Source organism: Bradyrhizobium sp. SZCCHNR1093 (genome assembly GCF_032381175.1).
Taxonomy (GTDB): Bacteria; Pseudomonadota; Alphaproteobacteria; order Rhizobiales; family Xanthobacteraceae; genus Bradyrhizobium.
Genome location: NZ_JAUHJJ010000001.1, coordinates 322,527 through 338,952, shown reverse-complemented (window position 1 = coordinate 338,952; position 16,426 = coordinate 322,527). Strand labels below are relative to the sequence as shown.

The following is a 16,426-nucleotide window of genomic DNA, read 5'->3' as shown; positions in this document are numbered from 1 at the left end:
GCATGGCGCGCCCGCGCGGTGATCGCGTTCTAGCTGACGGGAAATCCGAGATGGCCGCGAAAGCGGCTCTTCAGGAAAACGCCGTCGCGCGGCGGCAACGCGCGGTCGACATGATCGGTCGAGATCGTCACGCGGGCGAAATGCGGACCCTGCCGATCGCGCAGCTTCGGCCGGAAGGCGTCGAGTGCGGCACGCGTTTCGATCGTGCTCACCGAGGGAAAGCCGGCGCCCGCGGCAATCAGCTCCAGCTTCGCGCCGAGCCCGGAATGACTCATCTGCATCCCGGTCTCGCCGAAATGGGCGTTGTCGAGCACGACGATCGAGAGGTTCTTCGGCTGCTTCGCCGCCGAGGTCGCGAGGCTGCCGAGCCCCATCAGTTGCTCGCCGTCGCCGGTGATGACGACGACCGGGCGCGATGGCTGCGCCAGTGCGAGACCCAGGCCGATCATGGCCGCGCCGCCCATCGCGCCCCAGAGATAGAAGTTCGCGTCGTGATCGCCCGCGGCGAACACGTCGTAGGACGACGAGCCGAGGCCGCTGATCACCAGCAGATCGCCGCGATCATGGAGCAACGCCTTGACGGCGGTGCGGCGGTCGAGCGGTGCTCCCATCACTTCGCCTCCGTCCACTTCTTGGCGCCGATCATGCGCTGGGAGATCAGCACCGCGATCGGCTGATCGCTGTCGAACGCGAGCCTCGCTGCAGCGGCCGCCATCTCGCCGGCGTCCTCGGGACGTTCCAGCCGGAACACCGTGACGCCCATGATCTCGAAGGCCGCCTGCGTCGCTTTGCCCATCGGTACCTGCCACGGATTGAACTCGGCCCATTCGCCGCGCATGGTCACGAAGCTGAGAAACGGGAAGCGGCAGCTCGCCAGCAGCGACAGCATGTTGACGCAATTGCCGACGCCGCTCGACTGCATCAGGAGCACTGCGCGCTGGCCGCCGAGCCAGGCGCCGGCGGAGAGCGCGATACCTTCCTCCTCGGTGGTGAGGACCGTGGTGGCGATCGCGGGATCGTCATGGGCGAGGCTGATCAGGCTGGAATGGCCGGCATCGGGGACGTAGCAGAGCTGCCGGACGTCGGCAGCCTTCAGCGCCTGGTAGATGGCGAGCGGCCAGTCGGGGCTGGGGCTTGGTGTATCGGAAGCGGCCATGGCGTCCTGTGGTTCGTGTGCACCCGTGGTGCAGCGGATGATTTAGCCAGAAACGACCGTCGAAGCCCATTGAATCCCGGTGGACCCAGCCATGCCGTTATAGGCAGCTAAGGCCCCACGGTTCGAGACGCGCCGCAAGCGGCGCTCCTCACCATGAGGGTCTGGAGCCTCGCTCATCCAGGCGGGCCTTCACCCTCATGGTGAGGAGCCGCGTAGCGGCGTCTCGAACCATGAGGCCCGAATTCGGTCGACTGAACGAGTGTCCATTTGGAAGAGGTCGACTGGAGCTCACCCGGGAATCCGCACCGGCAGGCTCTCGTAGCCGCGCACGAAGCTGGAATAGACCCGCTTCGGCTCGCCCACGACCTCGATACGGTCGAAGCGCTTGAGGATCTCCTGCCAGACGATGCGCAGCTGCAGCTCGGCGAGCCGCATGCCGACGCAGCGATGGATGCCGAAGCCGAATGACAAATGGATGCGCGGCCGCTTGCGGTCGATGATGAAGGCGTCCGGATTCTCGATCACCTCCCCGTCGCGGTTGCCCGAGACGTACCACATCACGACGCGGTCGCCCTTCTTGATCGTCTTCCCGCCGAGCTCGGTATCGACCAGCGCGGTGCGGCGCATGTGGGCGAGCGGCGTCTGCCAGCGGATCACCTCAGGCACCATGGTCTCGATCAGTGCCGGATTGTCGCGCAGCTTCTGATACTCGGCCGGGTTCTCGTTCAGCGCCAGCACCGATGCCGTCATGGTGTTGCGCGTGGTGTCGTTGCCGCCGACGATGAGCAGGATCAGGTTGCCCATCAGATTGTCCGGCGTCATGTGCCGCGTCGCCTCGCTATGCGCCATCATCGAGATCAGGTCGCGGCCAGGCTCGGCCTGGCGCGCCTTCCACATCCGGCCGAAGGTCTCGGCGCATTCGCCGAGCTCGCGGCGGCGCTCCTCCTCCGACGAGACGATGCCGCTTTTGGGCAGCGCGGTCGAGACGTCGGACCAGCGCGTCAGCTTGCGGCGTTCCTCGAACGGGAAATCGAACAGGGTCGCCAGCATCTGCGTGGTCAGCTCGATCGAGACCTTCTCGACCCAGTTGAAGGTCTCGTTGCGCGGCAGCGAATCCAACACCTTGGCCGAGCGCTGCCGGATCAGTACCGCCATCTCGTCGAGATGGTCCGGCGTGAACATCGGCTGCACCGTCTTGCGCTGCTCGCCATGGCGGGGCTCATCCATCGCGATGAAGCTCGGCCATTCGTATCCGGGCGGCACGTCTCGGATCATGATCCCGCCATTGCTGACGTCCGAGGAGAAGATCGCGTGGTTGGTGTCGACATGCATGATGTCGTGATAGCGCGTCACCGACCAATAGGGCTCGATTGGCGCCTTGGTGCAGTAGTGCACCGGCGCCTCCTTGCGCAGCCGCTCGAACCACGGCCAGATCGTGTCGTTCTGGAACAGCCGTGGTGCGCCAGGATGGAAGTCCTCGATCGGGGTGGAATAGGCCTCGAGGCGCGCGTCGCGCAGCAGATCGGCCTTATCGGAGCGAAGCGCGGCCTGGGCGGTCATGGGGGCGTCCTTTGCTAAACAGTCGCTCGACAATCGAGACAAGTCATAAGTCTGCTCGCCTGTCGTCGCGAGCAGGACGCGTAGGGTGGGCAAAGCGAAGCGTGCCCACCGCGTTTCGCGCCAATCGAAAGATGGTGGGCACAGCATTCGCGCGATGCGCGACCGCCTTTGCCTACCCTACGGGACCGTTCGTGTCGGACCCGATTCGTCTTCAATACAACTTAAGCCGCAATCCTGACCGGCAATGCCTCATATCCCTTCACGAAGCTCGAATAGACCCGCTTTGGCTCCTCCATCACGTCGATATGATCGAATCGCTTCAGGATTTCCTCCCAGATGATCTTGAGTTGCAGTTCGGCCAATCGCAAGCCGACGCAGCGGTGGATGCCGAAGCCGAACGACAGATGCTGACGCGGTCTGATACGGTCGATGATGAAGTCGTAGGGGCGTTCGATGGCGGCCTCGTCGCGGTTGCCCGAGACATACCACATCACGACCTTGTCGCCTTTCTTGATCTGCTTGCCACGGAACTCGATGTCGAAAAGCGCGGTGCGGCGCATGTGGGCGAGCGGGGTCTGCCAGCGGATGACCTCGGGGACGAAGCTGTCGATCAGCGCGGGGTTATCCTTGAGCTTGCGGTACTGATCCGGGTTCTGGCTGAGCGCATAGATGCTGCCGGACATGGTGTTGCGCGTGGTGTCGTTGCCGCCGACAATCAGGAGCACGAGATTGCCGAGGAAGTTCTTCGGATCCATGTTCCGCGTCGCCTCGCTGTGGGCCATCATCGACAGCAGGTCGCTCTTCGGCGGCTGGTTGACGCGCTCCTGCCAGAGCCGCGCGAAATAGCGCGCGCAGTCCATCAGCTCGGCCTGCCTTTCATCCTCGGTCGCGACCAGCCCGTCCGGACCCGGGATGGTGGTCGCGATATCCGACCAGCGCGTCAGCTTGCGGCGGTCCTCCCAGGGGAAGTCGAACAGCACCGCCAGCATCTGCGTGGTCAGCTCGATCGAGACACGATCGACCCAGTCGAACACCTCGCCAACAGGCAGATTGTCCAGGCATTCGGCGGAGCGCTTGCGGATGTTGATCGCGAGCTCGTCGAGATGTGTCGGCGTGAACATCGGCGCCACGGTCTTGCGCTGCGCGGCATGGCGCGGCGGATCCATCGCGATGAAGCTCTCGCGGCGCAGGTCGGGGTCGACGTCGCGAATGGTGATGCCGCCGAGCGCGGACGCCGAGGAGAACACCGCGTGGTTGGTCTCGATCTCCATGATGTCGTCGTAGCGGGTGATCGACCAGTAGGGGCCGAACATCGACTCCTTGCAGTAGTGCACCGGATCCTCGCGACGCAGCCGGTCGAAATAGGGCCAGTGCGTGTCGGTACGGAACAACTCCGGATGACCGGGGTCGAATTCGGCGAGCGGCAACGATGCGGCGCGACTGGCGGCCGCGTCGTTGACGCGGTCGCCTGCTGCGGCGTGTCGCTGTGCCTCGGCCGTCGTGGTGGTCCCGTGCATGGACGTCTCCCTGATGGCCGGATTCTAGCTGTCCGGCGATGTCGGGCGCGATTACATCCTGCCCGGGAGCGCGGGGCAAGCGCGGAGTTTGGGCCGCCGGGCCGGTCTTGCGTCGCAACGCTGGTATTTGTCCGGACGTCGGGCGTGACAAGCGCCACGTCACGGAATATGGCTTTGAGCGATTGTTGCAAAGCAGAAGACTAGCAGGAGGCCGCCCCATGATCGCCAACGCGCAGCGCATGTTCAATTTCGATCTCGGCGAGACTGCGGACGCAATCCGCGAGACGGTGGCGAGCTTTTCGCAGGAGCAGATCGCGCCGCGCGCCGCCGAGATCGACCGCTCCAACCAGTTTCCGCGCGACCTCTGGCCCCGGATCGGCGAGCTCGGCCTGCACGGCATCACCGTCGAGGAGGAGTATGGCGGGGCGGGTCTCGGCTATCTCGAGCACTGCATCGCCATGGAGGAGATCTCGCGCGCCTCGGCCTCGGTCGGCCTGTCCTACGGCGCCCACTCCAATCTCTGCGTCAACCAGATCCGCCGCAACGGCAACGAGGCGCAGAAGCGCAAATATCTGCCGAAGCTGATCTCGGGCGAGCATGTCGGGTCGCTGGCGATGTCCGAGCCGCAGGCCGGCTCCGACGTGGTGTCGATGAAGACGCGCGCCGACAAAAAGGGTGATCGCTTCGTCCTCAACGGCAACAAGATGTGGATCACCAACGGTCCGATCGCGGAAACGCTGGTGGTCTACGCCAAGACCGATCCGCAGGGCGGCCCGCGCGGCATCACTGCCTTCATCATCGAGAAGGGGATGAAGGGCTTCTCGACCGCGCAGAAGCTCGACAAGCTCGGCATGCGCGGCTCGGACACCTGCGAGCTGGTGTTCGAGGATTGCGAGGTGCCGGAGGAGAACGTGTTGGGGCAGGTCGGCCGCGGCGTCAACGTGCTGATGAGTGGCCTCGACTACGAGCGCGCGGTGCTCGCCGCAGGTCCGCTCGGCATCATGCAGGCCTGCATGGACGCTGTGCTGCCTTACGTGCATGAGCGCAAGCAGTTCGGCCAGCCGATCGGCACCTTCCAGCTCGTGCAGGGCAAGGTCGCCGACATGTACACGACGATGAACGCCGCGCGCGCCTATGTCTATGCGGTGGCCAAGGCCTGCGATCGCGGCGAGACCACGCGCGAGGACGCGGCGGGCGCGATTCTGTTCGCCGCCGAAAAGGCGACGCAATGTGCGCTCGATGCGATCCAGCTGCTCGGCGGCAACGGCTACATCAACGACTATGCGACCGGGCGGCTGCTGCGCGACGCCAAGCTCTACGAGATCGGCGCCGGCACCAGCGAGATCCGGCGCATGCTGATCGGGCGGGAATTGTTCGACAAGACGTCTTGAGGTGCCGACCAAGCGGTTGGCGCATGCGGGACATGCGTTCGCCAACCGGCCGGATGCAGATATTTTAGTCATCCTCGTCGAGGCCGGTGTTTTTTTCCGGCCGACTTGCGTAGAAAATACGTCGAACCTCGGAGTCGTCCCGGCGACGAACAATCGAGGTATATTGTAGATCTTTTGCGTGTGTCGGAGGCCCTGAGCCGTGAACCAGATGAGTTACGTTCCGGAGCAGCTGCCGCCGCTTCCGCCTCTCACCGCCACCTTCTCAGGTGCGCGTGGCGAGTTCTTCCGGCTGGTCAGCCGCGGGGCGGCCATCGAACTGATCACACTGGGCTTCTACCGGTTCTGGCTCGCGACCGACATCCGCCGGCATCTCTGGGTCAACACGGCTGTCGACGGTGATGCCGCAGAATATACCGGGCGCGGCAAGGAGCTCCTGATCGGCTTCCTGTTCGCGATGGCGATCCTGGTCCCGATCTATCTCGCCTATTTCCTCATCGGCGTCGAGGCCGAGCGCTACCAGGGCTTCGCCAGCGTGCCGCTGGTGATCGCCTTCTACGCCTTCGGCCAGTTCGCCATCTTCCGCGCGCGCCGCTACCGGCTGACGCGCACGGTCTGGCGCGGCATCCGGTTCTGGATGACGGGTTCGGGCTGGGCCTATGCCGGGCGCGCCATGTTGTGGACCTTGTTGACGGTGGTCACGCTGGGGCTGGCCTGGCCGTGGCGCGCCGCCGCGCTCGAGCGCTACAAGATGCGACATTCGCACTATGGCGATCTCAGCGGCGACTTCGAGGGACGCGGCTGGGAGTTCTTCAAGCGCGCCTGGTATCTGTGGGTCATCGCGCCGTTTGCGCTGCTGCTGTTTCCGTTGTTTCCGTTCGTCTATGCGCAGTTCAAAGCGATCGAGTGGCGCTGGTGGCTGTCGGGCATTCGCTTCGGCGGCGTGCGTCTGGAATCGGACCTGCCCGGCAATGCGTTCTATGGTCTCTATTGGAAGGTGATCGGCTGGTGGTTTCTGCTGTCGATCGCCTCCAGCGCCTATTTCGGCGGTGTCGCCGCACTGATGCTCAGATTGCTGGGGCCGGGGAGTGACGGCCGGCCTCAGGCGCAGGCGCTGTCCGACAACGTGCCGATGCTGGTGCTGGTCGGATTGGGCTACATCGCCTGGATCCTGGCGCTCAACGTCGTGATGCGGCTCTATCTGGTGCGCGACATGTGGGCGACCGTGCTGCAGTCGGTTCAAGTGCATGGCATCGAGGCCATGGCCAATGTCGCCGCCAAGGGCGATCTGGCCAGCGCGCTCGGCGAAGGATTTGCCGATGGACTCGACGTCGCCGGATTCTGATCCCGGGCAGGTGGCCGCTGCTGCGCCGGCCGCCGCCACGCCGGTCGAGCCGGCCGCTCCGCTCGGCGGCCCTGCGGTCTATTTCGACGGCCTGTCCAACCGGCGGCAGACGGTCACGATCGGCTTCGCCAATCAGCTCGTGATGCGCAGCGCGGACAATTTCGTCTCCTGGCCCTATGCCGACATCCGCCGCGTCGACGGCCCGAGCGGCACGCTGCGCGTGAGCTGCCTGTCGGCGTCGCCGCTGGCACGGCTGGAGATCCGCGACGCGGCGTTGTCGGCCGAGCTGATCGCGCGCTGCAGCCATATCGACCAGAACAGGATGACCCGCGGCGCCATCGCGCGCATCGTCGGCTGGTCGCTGGCCGCCGTCGCCTCGATCGTCGCCGTCGTGCTGGTGGTGATTCCGTTCGCATCCGATCGGCTGACGCCCTTGGTGCCGCCGACCATGGAGCGGCATCTCGGCGAGGCCGCCGTGGTGCAGATCCAGACCGTGTTCGGCGACAAGCTTTGCAGCGAGGCGGCCGGGCAGGCCGCGTTCGCCAAGCTGGTCACGGCGCTGCGCCGCCCCGCCGGCCTCGACGACAGCATCGCGTCGCAGGTGCTGGACACGCCGATCCCCAACGCCTTCGCGCTGCCGGGCGGGCAATTCTTCCTGTTCAGGGGGCTGCTCGACAAGGCCAATGACCCCGACGAGGTCGCCGGCGTGCTGGCGCATGAGCTCGGCCACCTCAAGCACCGCGACAACCTGCGGCAGCTGATCCACAATGGCGGCAGCTCATTCCTGATCGGTCTGCTGTTCGGCGACGTCACCGGCGCGGGCGCGGCGATCTTCGCCTCGCGGGCCATGATCAATGCGTCCTATTCGCGCGAGGCGGAGGCGGCGGCGGACGGTTTCGCGATCGACGTGATGCACAAGCTCGGACGGCCGACGCGCCCGATGGGCGAATTGCTGTTTCGCATCACCGGCAAGGAGGATGGCAAGCGCCCGTCGCTGTGGGCCAGCCATCCGCTCAGCGAGGACCGTCTCGCCCGCATGCGCGCCGAGGACCGGCCGCCGAGCGGCCCGCCGCTGCTGAGTGCGGACGAGTGGCGGGCGTTGAAGGGAATTTGCAAGTAGCCGCCGGCGATCCGGCGCCTCACGCACGGCTCGTCGGGACGATCGACCCTCTCTCATCCGTCATTGCGAGCGCAGCGCGCAGCGAAGCAATCCAGATGTCCTCGGCGGCAAGATTCTGGATTGCTTCGCTGCGCTCGCAATGACGGGGTGAGAGCGGTGCGCGTCTGCTTCGACGCGGGTTGAGCGACGGCACTGCTGGTGAGATGGCAGCGCCGACACCTATTCCGCCAGATTGTTCGTCTTCTTCACCCAGGCCCGCACATCGGCCAGCACGTCCGGCAGCACCGCCTTGACCTCGGCGAGCGTCATGCCGGCCTTGACGCGCGGATCGTACAGCAGGTTGAGGATGTACTGGTCGTAGACGTCGAAATAGCCCATCGAGACGTTGTCGTTGAACATGGTCCAGGGCACGCTCGAAGTGTCGTTGATCGGCCCGAGCGACTGCAGGAGCTCCTCATAGGCGCAGTCGAGAAAGACGAAATCGCCGTTGTCGACGGTGAGGATGACGTCGGAATGCTCGATCTCGAACGCCTCGTTCTTGCGGAAGCCGGACAGGCATTGCGGATCCAGCGAGGTCTTGATCTCGCGCGCGCGCTCGCTGCCATAGGACTGGCTGATGGTGTGGTAGAGATCGCGGTCGCGTACCAGCTTGACGCGGACATTGGCGTCGCCGTCGGTGTCGGTCATCGCAATGTCGAGGTTGCGGATGCGCGCGGCGATGTCGCTGACGACCTTGGCGAGCTGCGCCTTGCGATCGGCGCGGCGGCCATCGGCGAACACCCGCACCGGTGCGCTGTACTTCCGGATGCGGTCGACCCGGCCCGCCAGGTGATACTCGGCGCCGAACGCGGTCTTGAAGAAGCCGTCGGTGATCTCGGCGTCGGTGAAGCTCTTCTTCTCGATGCGCTGGCGGGCGGCGATCGCCGGAATTTCGGTGGTCGACGCCGGCAGCGGGACCATCGCGGTCACAAGCGCAGCCAGCGCGGCCGCCACCGCGCTCCGCAGGGGGCGCCAGGAGCACGGATGCTCGTGGCGAGGATGCGCGCTGTGACATTGCCTCATCGTCGTGGTCGAGTGCGGCTCTAGTTCTTGACGATCACGGTCGTGCCAACCGAGACGCGGTCGTAGAGGTCGGCGACGTCGTCATTGGTCATGCGGAAGCAGCCCGACGATACCGCCTGGCCGATCGTCTCGGGCTCGTTCGAGCCGTGGATTCGGTACAGCGTTGAACCGAGATACATTGCGCGCGCGCCGAGCGGGTTCTCGATGCCGCCGGCCATGTGGCGCGGCAGGTCGGGCCGGCGCCGCAGCATCTGCGACGGCGGGGTCCAGGCCGGCCATTCCTTCTTGGCGGAGATGCGGTGCACGCCGCTCCAGCGGAACCCGTCACGGCCGACGCCGATGCCGTAGCGCAGCGCCTGGCCGCCCGGCAGGACCAGATAGAGCCGGCGCTCACTGGTGCTCACGACGATGGTGCCTGGCGCATACTGGCTCTGGAACATCACGGTCTGGCGCGGAATCGGGCTGACACCGCTCTGATAGAAGTTCGGCCCGCCGCCGAAGAGGTCCCTGGTGTCGAACATTTCCGCCCGCGCCATCCCGGCGCTTGCCACCGACGCGACCGCAGCAATTCCCAAAGCCAAACAGCGCTTCATTTCCGTCCCCTGGCAAACATCAAATTCCGTTCGCAGACAGGCCATAAACGGTTGCACTTCGCAACCCACGGCGGCGTGAGGCCGGTATGTGGCGACGGTCCGTGACCCAAATCCCACGGACAATCGCGCGCGTCCTGGACCAACATCCTGTTAGCCAAGCCCGCGCATGAGCACCGTGGCGATGGCAGCAATGCGGCCAGCCCCTTTGACGCCGCGGGCGAACAATGATTGATCTGCCCGGCATTGCAAATAGTGCGCGGAATCAGCAGGAGAACATGATGAACGGTGCGGAAAGCCTGGTACGGACCCTGGTCGCAGGGGGCGTTGACGTCTGCTTTACCAATCCGGGCACCTCCGAAATGCACTTCGTCGCCGCGCTCGACCGCGTCGAGGGCATGCGCTGCGTGCTCGGCCTGTTCGAGGGCGTGGTGACCGGCGCCGCAGATGGCTATTTCCGCATGAAGGGCACGCCGGCCTCGACGCTTCTCCATCTCGGTCCTGGCCTGGCCAACGGCCTCGCCAACCTGCACAACGCCAAGAAGGCGCGCTCGGGCATCGTCAACATCGTCGGCCAGCACGCGACCTACCACATCGGCTTCAATGCGCCGCTGACCTCGGACATCGAGGGCCTGGCGCGGCCGATGTCCGATTGGGTGCGGACCTCGCCGAGCGCCAAGGCCGTGGCTGCCGACGGCGCCGCCGCGATCGCCGCCGCCAAGAGCGCGCCGCCGCAGATCGCCACCCTGATCCTGCCCGCTGACACCGCCTGGAACGAGGTCGACGGCATTGCCCAGGTTCCGGGAGAGGCGCAGCGCCCGAGCTATTCGGCTGACGCGGTCGAGAAGGCCGCGAAGATCCTGCACGCCCACGGCCCCGAGACGCTGGTGCTGATGACAGCGGGCGCATTGACCGAGCAGGCTCTGACCTTCGCCCAGCAGATCGCCGGCAAGACCGGCTGCCGCGTGATGGGCCAGACCTATCACCCGCGCATGGCGCGCGGCGCCGGACGGTTCTCGATCGACCGCATCCCTTACGTGATCGAGCAGGCGCTGCCGATCCTGAAGAACTACAAGCATATCGTGCTGGTCGAGGCCAACGACCCCGTCGCCTTCTTCGCCTATCCGAACAAGCCGAGCATGCTCAAGGCCGAGGGCACCGAGGTGCACCGCATGACCGCCTGGGGCGAGAACTCGGCCGCCGCCCTCGAGGCGCTCGCCGGCCATCTCGGCGCCAAGGCCGCCGACGTTAAGCCGCAGCCGCTCGCCGAGCTGATCAAGCCCACCGGCGCGTTGAACCACACCACCATCGCCCAGGCGATCGCCTATGCGATCCCGGAGAACGCGATCATCGTCGACGAATCCATCACCACGGGCCGCGGCTTCTTCCCGCCGACGGCGGCCGCCAAGCCGCATGACTGGCTGCAGAACATGGGCGGCTCGATCGGCTTCTCGACCCCCGTCGCGACCGGCGCCGCGGTGGCCTGCCCGGACCGCAAGGTCATGTGCCTCGTGGGCGACGGCAGCGCGATGTACACGATCCAGTCGCTGTGGACCCAGGCGCGCGAGAACCTCAACGTCGTCACGGTGGTGTTCGCCAACAGGATCTACCAGATCCTGCGCGGCGAGTTCGACGGCGTCGGCGCCGGCGAGCCGGGCCAGCGCGCCCAGGACATGCTCAAGATCGACCGCCCGACGCTCGACTTCGTCGCCATGGCGAAGGGCATGGGCGTCCCCGGCCGCGCCGTCACCTCGGCTGACGAGTTCAATGCCGCGCTGGCCGAGGCCAATGCCGAATATGGCCCGCGCCTGATCGAAGTGCAGATGTAAATCCGCAACGCTGGCGGCCGCAAAACGGCCGCCGGCCGAGGGAAGGCGCATCGCCTCATTTATGGGGTTGGCGACTCACGCCGATCGCGTGTTGATGGTGAGGTGTCCTTCTCTCCTGTATCTGAGCGGCATGCACAGTGAATTGAACCGGCTGATCTCTGCGCTGCAGGAGTTCTATGCGCGCGAGCGCTTCATCCTCGACCGTGATCTCGGCGAGCGCGCCTTGACGCATCGGCTGGCGGTGCATCTCGAACGCAACTTCCTGGGGTGGGATGTCGATTGCGATTACAATCGGCTCGGCGACCGCGCCATGCTGCTGCCGCGTGGCACCATCGTCTCGACCGACGATGAGCTGGGCAAATCGGTCTACCCGGACATCGTCGTGCACAAGCGTGCCGTGCCCGACAATCTGCTGGCGATCGAGGTCCGCAAGGCCGGCAACCACCAGCCGCTGGCGCATGACCGCCACAAGCTGATGGCGCTGACCGATCCGCATCTGTGGTTCGCCTATTGGATCGGCGTGCTGGTGATTCTCGACCGCCGCAGCGTGATCACGCCGGAGGTCTATGTCGGCGCCCGGATCGATCCGGGACTGTCGGCCTGGTTCGCGGGGCGATTGCAGCAGATGGGACTCGCCGCCGGCTGAGACATCTCGCAGAAGAGGTGCGCGATCGCGGTCGACGCGAATGAACAAGGGCCGCCCCTGAGAGGAGCGGCCCGATCTCGTCGCGCATGTGGAGCCTGCGGACAGGCGCGCCCACGCCCTACTTCGACATGGCGTCGCCGGACGACTTCTTCGCCGACTTCTTCTTCGTCTTGCTCATCTTCATGTCGTCGCCCCCGCCCATGGCGTCGCCGCTCTTCGCCGACTGGCCGGTGGTCGTCATCGGCTTCTCGGTGGACTGGGCAAGAGCGGCCGACGAGACGAACGCGAGGGCGGCGGTGGCGATGATCAGTTTACGCATGCGGAAAACCTCCGTGGGTTGGAAACGCCCCGGACCATAGGCGGATTCGAGTCGCGGCGTTCTGACGCAGGAATCAGGAAAACGTGAGAGCGCCGCCCCGCAAAAGCCGCCTTGCGCCGGCCCCGCGGAGGTAGCAGGTGCATTCTGTGACTGATGTGCTGGGTGCAGGGCGCCCATGCGGGGACGAGCGAGGTCAAAATGGCCGGGTGCGGCGATCCAAATGCCTCGATGCACATTCGATGCGTAGCCGCGGCCGTTGCTGCGACGTCGGCCTCTGGTCCAAATGGAATAGCTTCGGGCTTCATGGGGAAGAACGGAAAGTCGAACAACCTGAGCGCGGTCCGCTCTTCCGAGGAGATCGAGACGCTCGCGCGCGATGCAGTCGCCGACGCTCGGGCGGAGCGTCGCGAGCAGGCGTTGCAGAAGCTCGCGCCGTTGCGGAAGGCGTAGACCTGTCAGCGCGAAGCGGCCATGGCGCCGCTGTGGATGGTCGATCATATCTGCCTGCCGCCGGACGTCGCGGCCGGGATTCTCATGGAGATCGCGCGATCTCACGACGAGGACGCCGACATTCTCGCCAGGGAAGCAGCTCGGACTACCGGTCGACATCGGCCGCTTCGGCCTGCCGGAATGTGAACTCGGCCAATGCAAGGTCAAGCTCGCCGAGCGTCCGCTGGCGGTGCCCCGATCGTCATCATGCGATGGCGGTATGGGCCCCAGATGGACGGTAGTAAACACGGAACGGCCGCGCAAATTCAGAGGTCAATGGTGGGCGCACAAGGGATCGAACCTTGGACCTCTCCCGTGTGAAGGTATCTTGCTGCTATTATCAACTTATTGATAGGGATCACTTTTTTGCCATTTCGAGCAGGCGGTGGGCGGATTTTGGGCCAGCATTTCCCTGCGTCACGACAAAGGTCGCGACGTGGTAGAATCAGGAGGTGAGTTGCCAAGGTTGTGATTTTTTACGGCGAGGTGCTGCTGCAATGACCGGTTGGGGGGAATTTTCATTGTGGCTCCCGCAGGTGGCGACGTGGGTCCTGCAAACAACACTCGCTGCTCTTCTCGCAGCGGCGTCGTTTATCACGCTATTGCCTACAAAGTTTGGGGAAAGGTATCTCGGCTTCCATTTTGACCGGAAACTTGCCGAATTGAAGGACGGCCATGCCCAGGAGATCGAGAAACTTAGGGAGCAGCTCGCACACCTTGGCGATCGCGGAAAACGATCGAATGAAATGGAATTCGCGGCGATTAAGCTGGTTTGGGAGGGGTTCGTCGAAGCATATCTAGCGACGACCACCTGCGCTCTTGGGCATGTCGAGCCTCCCGACTTCGCGAGGATGTCCGAAGCCGAGACAGAAGCATTCATTTCTGAGAGCGATTTCCCCGACCGCGAAAAAGACCGACTTCGCAGAGCGATCGATAAGCATACGGAATACGTTGCTATCGTAAACTGGCGACAAATAACGCGCGCGGGCCGCGAACAGCACCAAGCGAGATTGTTGCTCCGCAAGCAACGAATTTTTATGCCGAAAGAGTTGAGCGACCAGTTTATGGAAGCTATCAATAAGCTCGGGGCGGTATTCGTACAGCGGAAGATGGGTTCGCAGCGCCTTGGATCAACTGATGGTTTCGGTGGTCCGATCCCAGAATTTCTAAATAGCCACGACGAAATGTTTGAGCGGCTCGCGATGCTATCGAACAGTCGGCTGTTTCGCGATGAAATCCTGCCAAACTTGCAGTTTCAGAGAGGAAAAGGTCGCAAGTGAAACTATGTTAAGCGGGCCTTTCGAAGCAGCCAAAAGCGATCAGGACGGTTCCAAATCTCCTGCGCTTGCTCGACACCGCCGCCCTCTGCCTAGCTTTTGTGTAGAGCGTAAACATAGACACCGATCACTAAGACAAAGATGATCGGCGCTGCAATACCGGCTTCCCTAAGCGATATCCCCCATGTCCAAAAGGGAAGCGCAGCAAAGCCGCCGGCTATTATCGACGCTAGGACCGCGTGGGTCCATGCTGGGATTTTCTTTTCAGGCAGCATGCCGAGGGTTCTCCGGTCAGTGCCCGCGCGGTCGCGTCAGGCGGGGCTTTCATCGCTAGGGCGCCTCCTCGCGGCCGGCTTCATAGGCTTCGCGGAGCGCGCCGGCGATGCTGGCGGCGAGCGCGCCGCATGCCTCGGGCGAGAGCAGCGGCAAGCCTTGCGCCTGTTTCCAAGCTTCGACGATCGCCGCCGCCTGGTCGGTCGTCGTGCCGGTGGTGTCATCTTCGAACAACCCGGCCGCGATCGCCTCGTCAACGGCGCCGGGCGTCTTGGTTGGGCGCTTATCATCCGTCGAGGGGCTGACCGTGCGGGCGAAGGCTTGCGCCGCTGATCGCGCCGCTTTCGGGTCCGGCCGGCCGGTGATTGACCGCCGCCCCGCGTCGGCATCGAAATAGAAATATCGGCTGATCCGCACCTCGAAACTCTCATCGTGCGGAATCAGCCGCACCGTCGTTTGCTCCGTCGTCGTCTTCATGATGCCGTCCATTCTCGATTGATGACGCCGAACGACCGGCCTTCGCGCAGGCAGCGGCGATCGCGCTTATTCACGATGCCTTGCGCTTCTTCGCGCGCGGGCGCGGTGCGTCGTAAACCATTAACGAGGGCAATTAATCACGCCTGGAGCCGGCTGTCGCGCTACCGTAGCGATCGTGCTCGATTTGGCGCTTGTCTACTCGCCGTTTTTGACTCGCCTCCATTCCGTCTTGAGGATGGTTTGAGCCGTTGTAACTGCTTTTTCCATCAGCTCGTCGAAATCAGCTTCTTCGCCTCGACTGGCAGCTTGATTTAGCCTCGTCAGAAGATCAACGAGTGACTGACTGTCGCTTTCTAAAGGGTTTAGTCTGAGCCTGACCTTGTTCGTCAGCAAACGGATACGCGAACGCTTTTCTGCTTCATATCGTGCGCCTTCTTCTCCGGTCGATGTTCCGGGGCGTTGCAAAAGACGCCAAGTCAGCAACTCGAAAAGCTCGGCAAGCTCATCACGCAACTTGTCAATCCATGCCTGTCTGTTCACTGAGACTACGTTCGCACGGATTTGCAGTTTGGCAGTGCGATTCGCCATTGCAGGAGCGATGATCACGGCCGCGAGGGCCGTTAAGATCGCGGCAATAGCAGTAAGAGCAGGCATCTCTGTCATGACCATCACTTCCGCCTTTTTGCGCTCGGGCGCGGCGCATCTTCCTCGCTCGGCCCGTCCGGAACCAAACTATCGAGCGTCACTCTTAGCGCGTCCGCCAGCTTGCGCAGCGTTTGAACGTCGCCGCTTTTGCGCCCGACCTCGATCTCGGACAGATAGCCTTGCGTGATGCCCGCGCGTTTGGCGAGGTCATCTTGACTCAAGCCGCGCTTCTTACGGAAGAATGCGAGCGGCGTTTTCGCTGCAAGGAACGCGTCAACCTCGGCGCTCGAAAAGGTCTCTTCCTCGCCGCTCTCAACGCGGGCGATTGAGCGGCGTAGGGTTTCCGCGTCGGCGGCGTCTTCATTGGCTGCGGCGACCAGTTGATCGTATTCCTTGCGGGACAGGATCACGATGTCATCGCCTTGCGGGGTTTTGGTCATCACGGGCATGTCGGTTTGTCCTTAGTCGTAAATCCCGCCGCGCGGGCCGATGTCGTGAATGGTGATGGTGTCGGCAGTCTCAGTAAACAGGATGCGAAAGTCTTGAACGCGCAACCGCAAACGATCGCTTCCGATGAGCGCTTTGACGTTGCGGGCCTGCGCCGCCGGGTTGGCGGCATACTGCTCGATCTTAGCCCGGATCAGCCTAGCCCGGTTGGCGTGGCGCTTAAGGGCGACCATTGCGGTGAGGGTGTAAGCGATCGTCTTCATGACGAAAATATAGCTTATAGCGA

18 protein-coding genes are annotated in these 16,426 nt (G+C 64.1%); 7 read left to right on the top strand and 11 right to left on the bottom strand.

Translation table 11 applies throughout. From position 1 onward, the window contains the following. Positions 1 to 29: 29 nt before the first annotated feature. The 4 genes from QX070_RS01715 to QX070_RS01700 form a co-directional block, all read right to left on the bottom strand. Positions 30 to 611 (bottom strand): thiamine pyrophosphate-dependent enzyme, encoded by a 582-nt coding sequence (locus QX070_RS01715; protein ID WP_315734251.1) that lies wholly within the window; start codon positions 609 to 611, stop codon positions 30 to 32. After that, a complete protein-coding gene (locus QX070_RS01710) occupies positions 611 to 1,156 on the bottom strand; it encodes a thiamine pyrophosphate-binding protein (RefSeq protein ID WP_315734249.1) in 546 nt (181 codons plus the stop codon). The genes QX070_RS01715 and QX070_RS01710 overlap by 1 nt, the downstream gene beginning before the upstream one ends. Before the next feature lie 288 nt (positions 1,157 to 1,444). Beyond that, entirely contained in the window at positions 1,445 to 2,716 is a 1,272-nt protein-coding gene (locus QX070_RS01705) for a cytochrome P450 (RefSeq protein ID WP_315734247.1), read from the bottom strand. A gap of 221 nt (positions 2,717 to 2,937) precedes the next feature. After that, a complete protein-coding gene (locus QX070_RS01700; RefSeq protein ID WP_315734245.1) occupies positions 2,938 to 4,233 on the bottom strand; it encodes a cytochrome P450 in 1,296 nt (431 codons plus the stop codon). Between the two features lie 218 nt (positions 4,234 to 4,451). Here QX070_RS01700 and QX070_RS01695 point away from each other — a divergent pair, with 218 nt between their 5' ends. The 3 genes from QX070_RS01695 (at position 4,452) to QX070_RS01685 (ending at position 8,086) form a co-directional block, all read left to right on the top strand. Then, positions 4,452 to 5,624, top strand: coding sequence for an isovaleryl-CoA dehydrogenase (locus QX070_RS01695; protein ID WP_315734243.1), 1,173 nt, complete (start codon positions 4,452 to 4,454; stop codon positions 5,622 to 5,624). A gap of 208 nt (positions 5,625 to 5,832) precedes the next feature. Next, positions 5,833 to 6,966, top strand: a complete 1,134-nt coding sequence (locus QX070_RS01690) for a DUF898 family protein (protein WP_315735672.1) — start codon at positions 5,833 to 5,835, stop codon at positions 6,964 to 6,966. Beyond that, positions 6,941 to 8,086 (top strand): M48 family metallopeptidase, encoded by a 1,146-nt coding sequence (locus QX070_RS01685; RefSeq protein WP_315734241.1) that lies wholly within the window; start codon positions 6,941 to 6,943, stop codon positions 8,084 to 8,086. Before QX070_RS01690 ends, QX070_RS01685 begins: the two co-directional genes overlap by 26 nt. Before the next feature lie 219 nt (positions 8,087 to 8,305). Here QX070_RS01685 and QX070_RS01680 read toward each other — a convergent pair whose 3' ends face one another. Next, positions 8,306 to 9,046: a DUF2927 domain-containing protein gene (locus QX070_RS01680; protein WP_315735670.1), complete on the bottom strand. Its 741-nt coding sequence runs from the start codon at positions 9,044 to 9,046 to the stop codon at positions 8,306 to 8,308. Positions 9,047 to 9,168: 122 nt separating this feature from the next. Continuing rightward, positions 9,169 to 9,741 (bottom strand): L,D-transpeptidase, encoded by a 573-nt coding sequence (locus QX070_RS01675; protein ID WP_315734239.1) that lies wholly within the window; start codon positions 9,739 to 9,741, stop codon positions 9,169 to 9,171. A gap of 278 nt (positions 9,742 to 10,019) precedes the next feature. Here QX070_RS01675 and QX070_RS01670 point away from each other — a divergent pair, with 278 nt between their 5' ends. Then, positions 10,020 to 11,567 (top strand): acetolactate synthase large subunit, encoded by a 1,548-nt coding sequence (locus tag QX070_RS01670; protein ID WP_315734237.1) that lies wholly within the window; start codon positions 10,020 to 10,022, stop codon positions 11,565 to 11,567. A 130-nt stretch (positions 11,568 to 11,697) separates the two neighbouring features. Beyond that, positions 11,698 to 12,213, top strand: coding sequence for a hypothetical protein (locus QX070_RS01665; protein ID WP_315734235.1), 516 nt, complete (start codon positions 11,698 to 11,700; stop codon positions 12,211 to 12,213). A gap of 118 nt (positions 12,214 to 12,331) precedes the next feature. On the opposite strand, the gene QX070_RS01660 is transcribed toward QX070_RS01665, so the two are convergent. Further along, positions 12,332 to 12,532 (bottom strand): hypothetical protein, encoded by a 201-nt coding sequence (locus tag QX070_RS01660; RefSeq protein WP_315734232.1) that lies wholly within the window; start codon positions 12,530 to 12,532, stop codon positions 12,332 to 12,334. Between the two features lie 303 nt (positions 12,533 to 12,835). On the opposite strand from QX070_RS01660, the gene QX070_RS01655 reads away from it, so the two are divergent. Together QX070_RS01655 and QX070_RS01650 are read left to right on the top strand one after the other, a co-directional pair. Next, the gene (locus QX070_RS01655; RefSeq protein WP_315734230.1) at positions 12,836 to 12,982 is read left to right on the top strand and encodes a hypothetical protein; all 147 of its coding nucleotides are present in this window, start codon (positions 12,836 to 12,838) and stop codon (positions 12,980 to 12,982) included. 536 nt (positions 12,983 to 13,518) lie between these two features. Then, on the top strand, positions 13,519 to 14,301 hold the full coding sequence (locus QX070_RS01650) for a hypothetical protein (RefSeq protein WP_315734228.1): 783 nt from the start codon (positions 13,519 to 13,521) through the stop codon (positions 14,299 to 14,301). A gap of 327 nt (positions 14,302 to 14,628) precedes the next feature. On the opposite strand, the gene QX070_RS01645 is transcribed toward QX070_RS01650, so the two are convergent. From QX070_RS01645 to QX070_RS01630, 4 genes are all read right to left on the bottom strand, one after another. Then, complete coding sequence (locus tag QX070_RS01645) at positions 14,629 to 15,048, bottom strand: hypothetical protein (protein ID WP_315734226.1); 420 nt, start codon at positions 15,046 to 15,048, stop codon at positions 14,629 to 14,631. A 195-nt stretch (positions 15,049 to 15,243) separates the two neighbouring features. Beyond that, positions 15,244 to 15,717, bottom strand: a complete 474-nt coding sequence (locus QX070_RS01640; RefSeq protein ID WP_315734224.1) for a hypothetical protein — start codon at positions 15,715 to 15,717, stop codon at positions 15,244 to 15,246. Further along, positions 15,717 to 16,142 (bottom strand): helix-turn-helix transcriptional regulator, encoded by a 426-nt coding sequence (locus QX070_RS01635; RefSeq protein WP_315734222.1) that lies wholly within the window; start codon positions 16,140 to 16,142, stop codon positions 15,717 to 15,719. The genes QX070_RS01640 and QX070_RS01635 overlap by 1 nt, the downstream gene beginning before the upstream one ends. Positions 16,143 to 16,154: 12 nt before the next feature. Continuing rightward, a complete protein-coding gene (locus tag QX070_RS01630; protein ID WP_315734220.1) occupies positions 16,155 to 16,403 on the bottom strand; it encodes a type II toxin-antitoxin system RelE/ParE family toxin in 249 nt (82 codons plus the stop codon). Between the last annotated feature and the right edge of the window lie 23 nt (positions 16,404 to 16,426).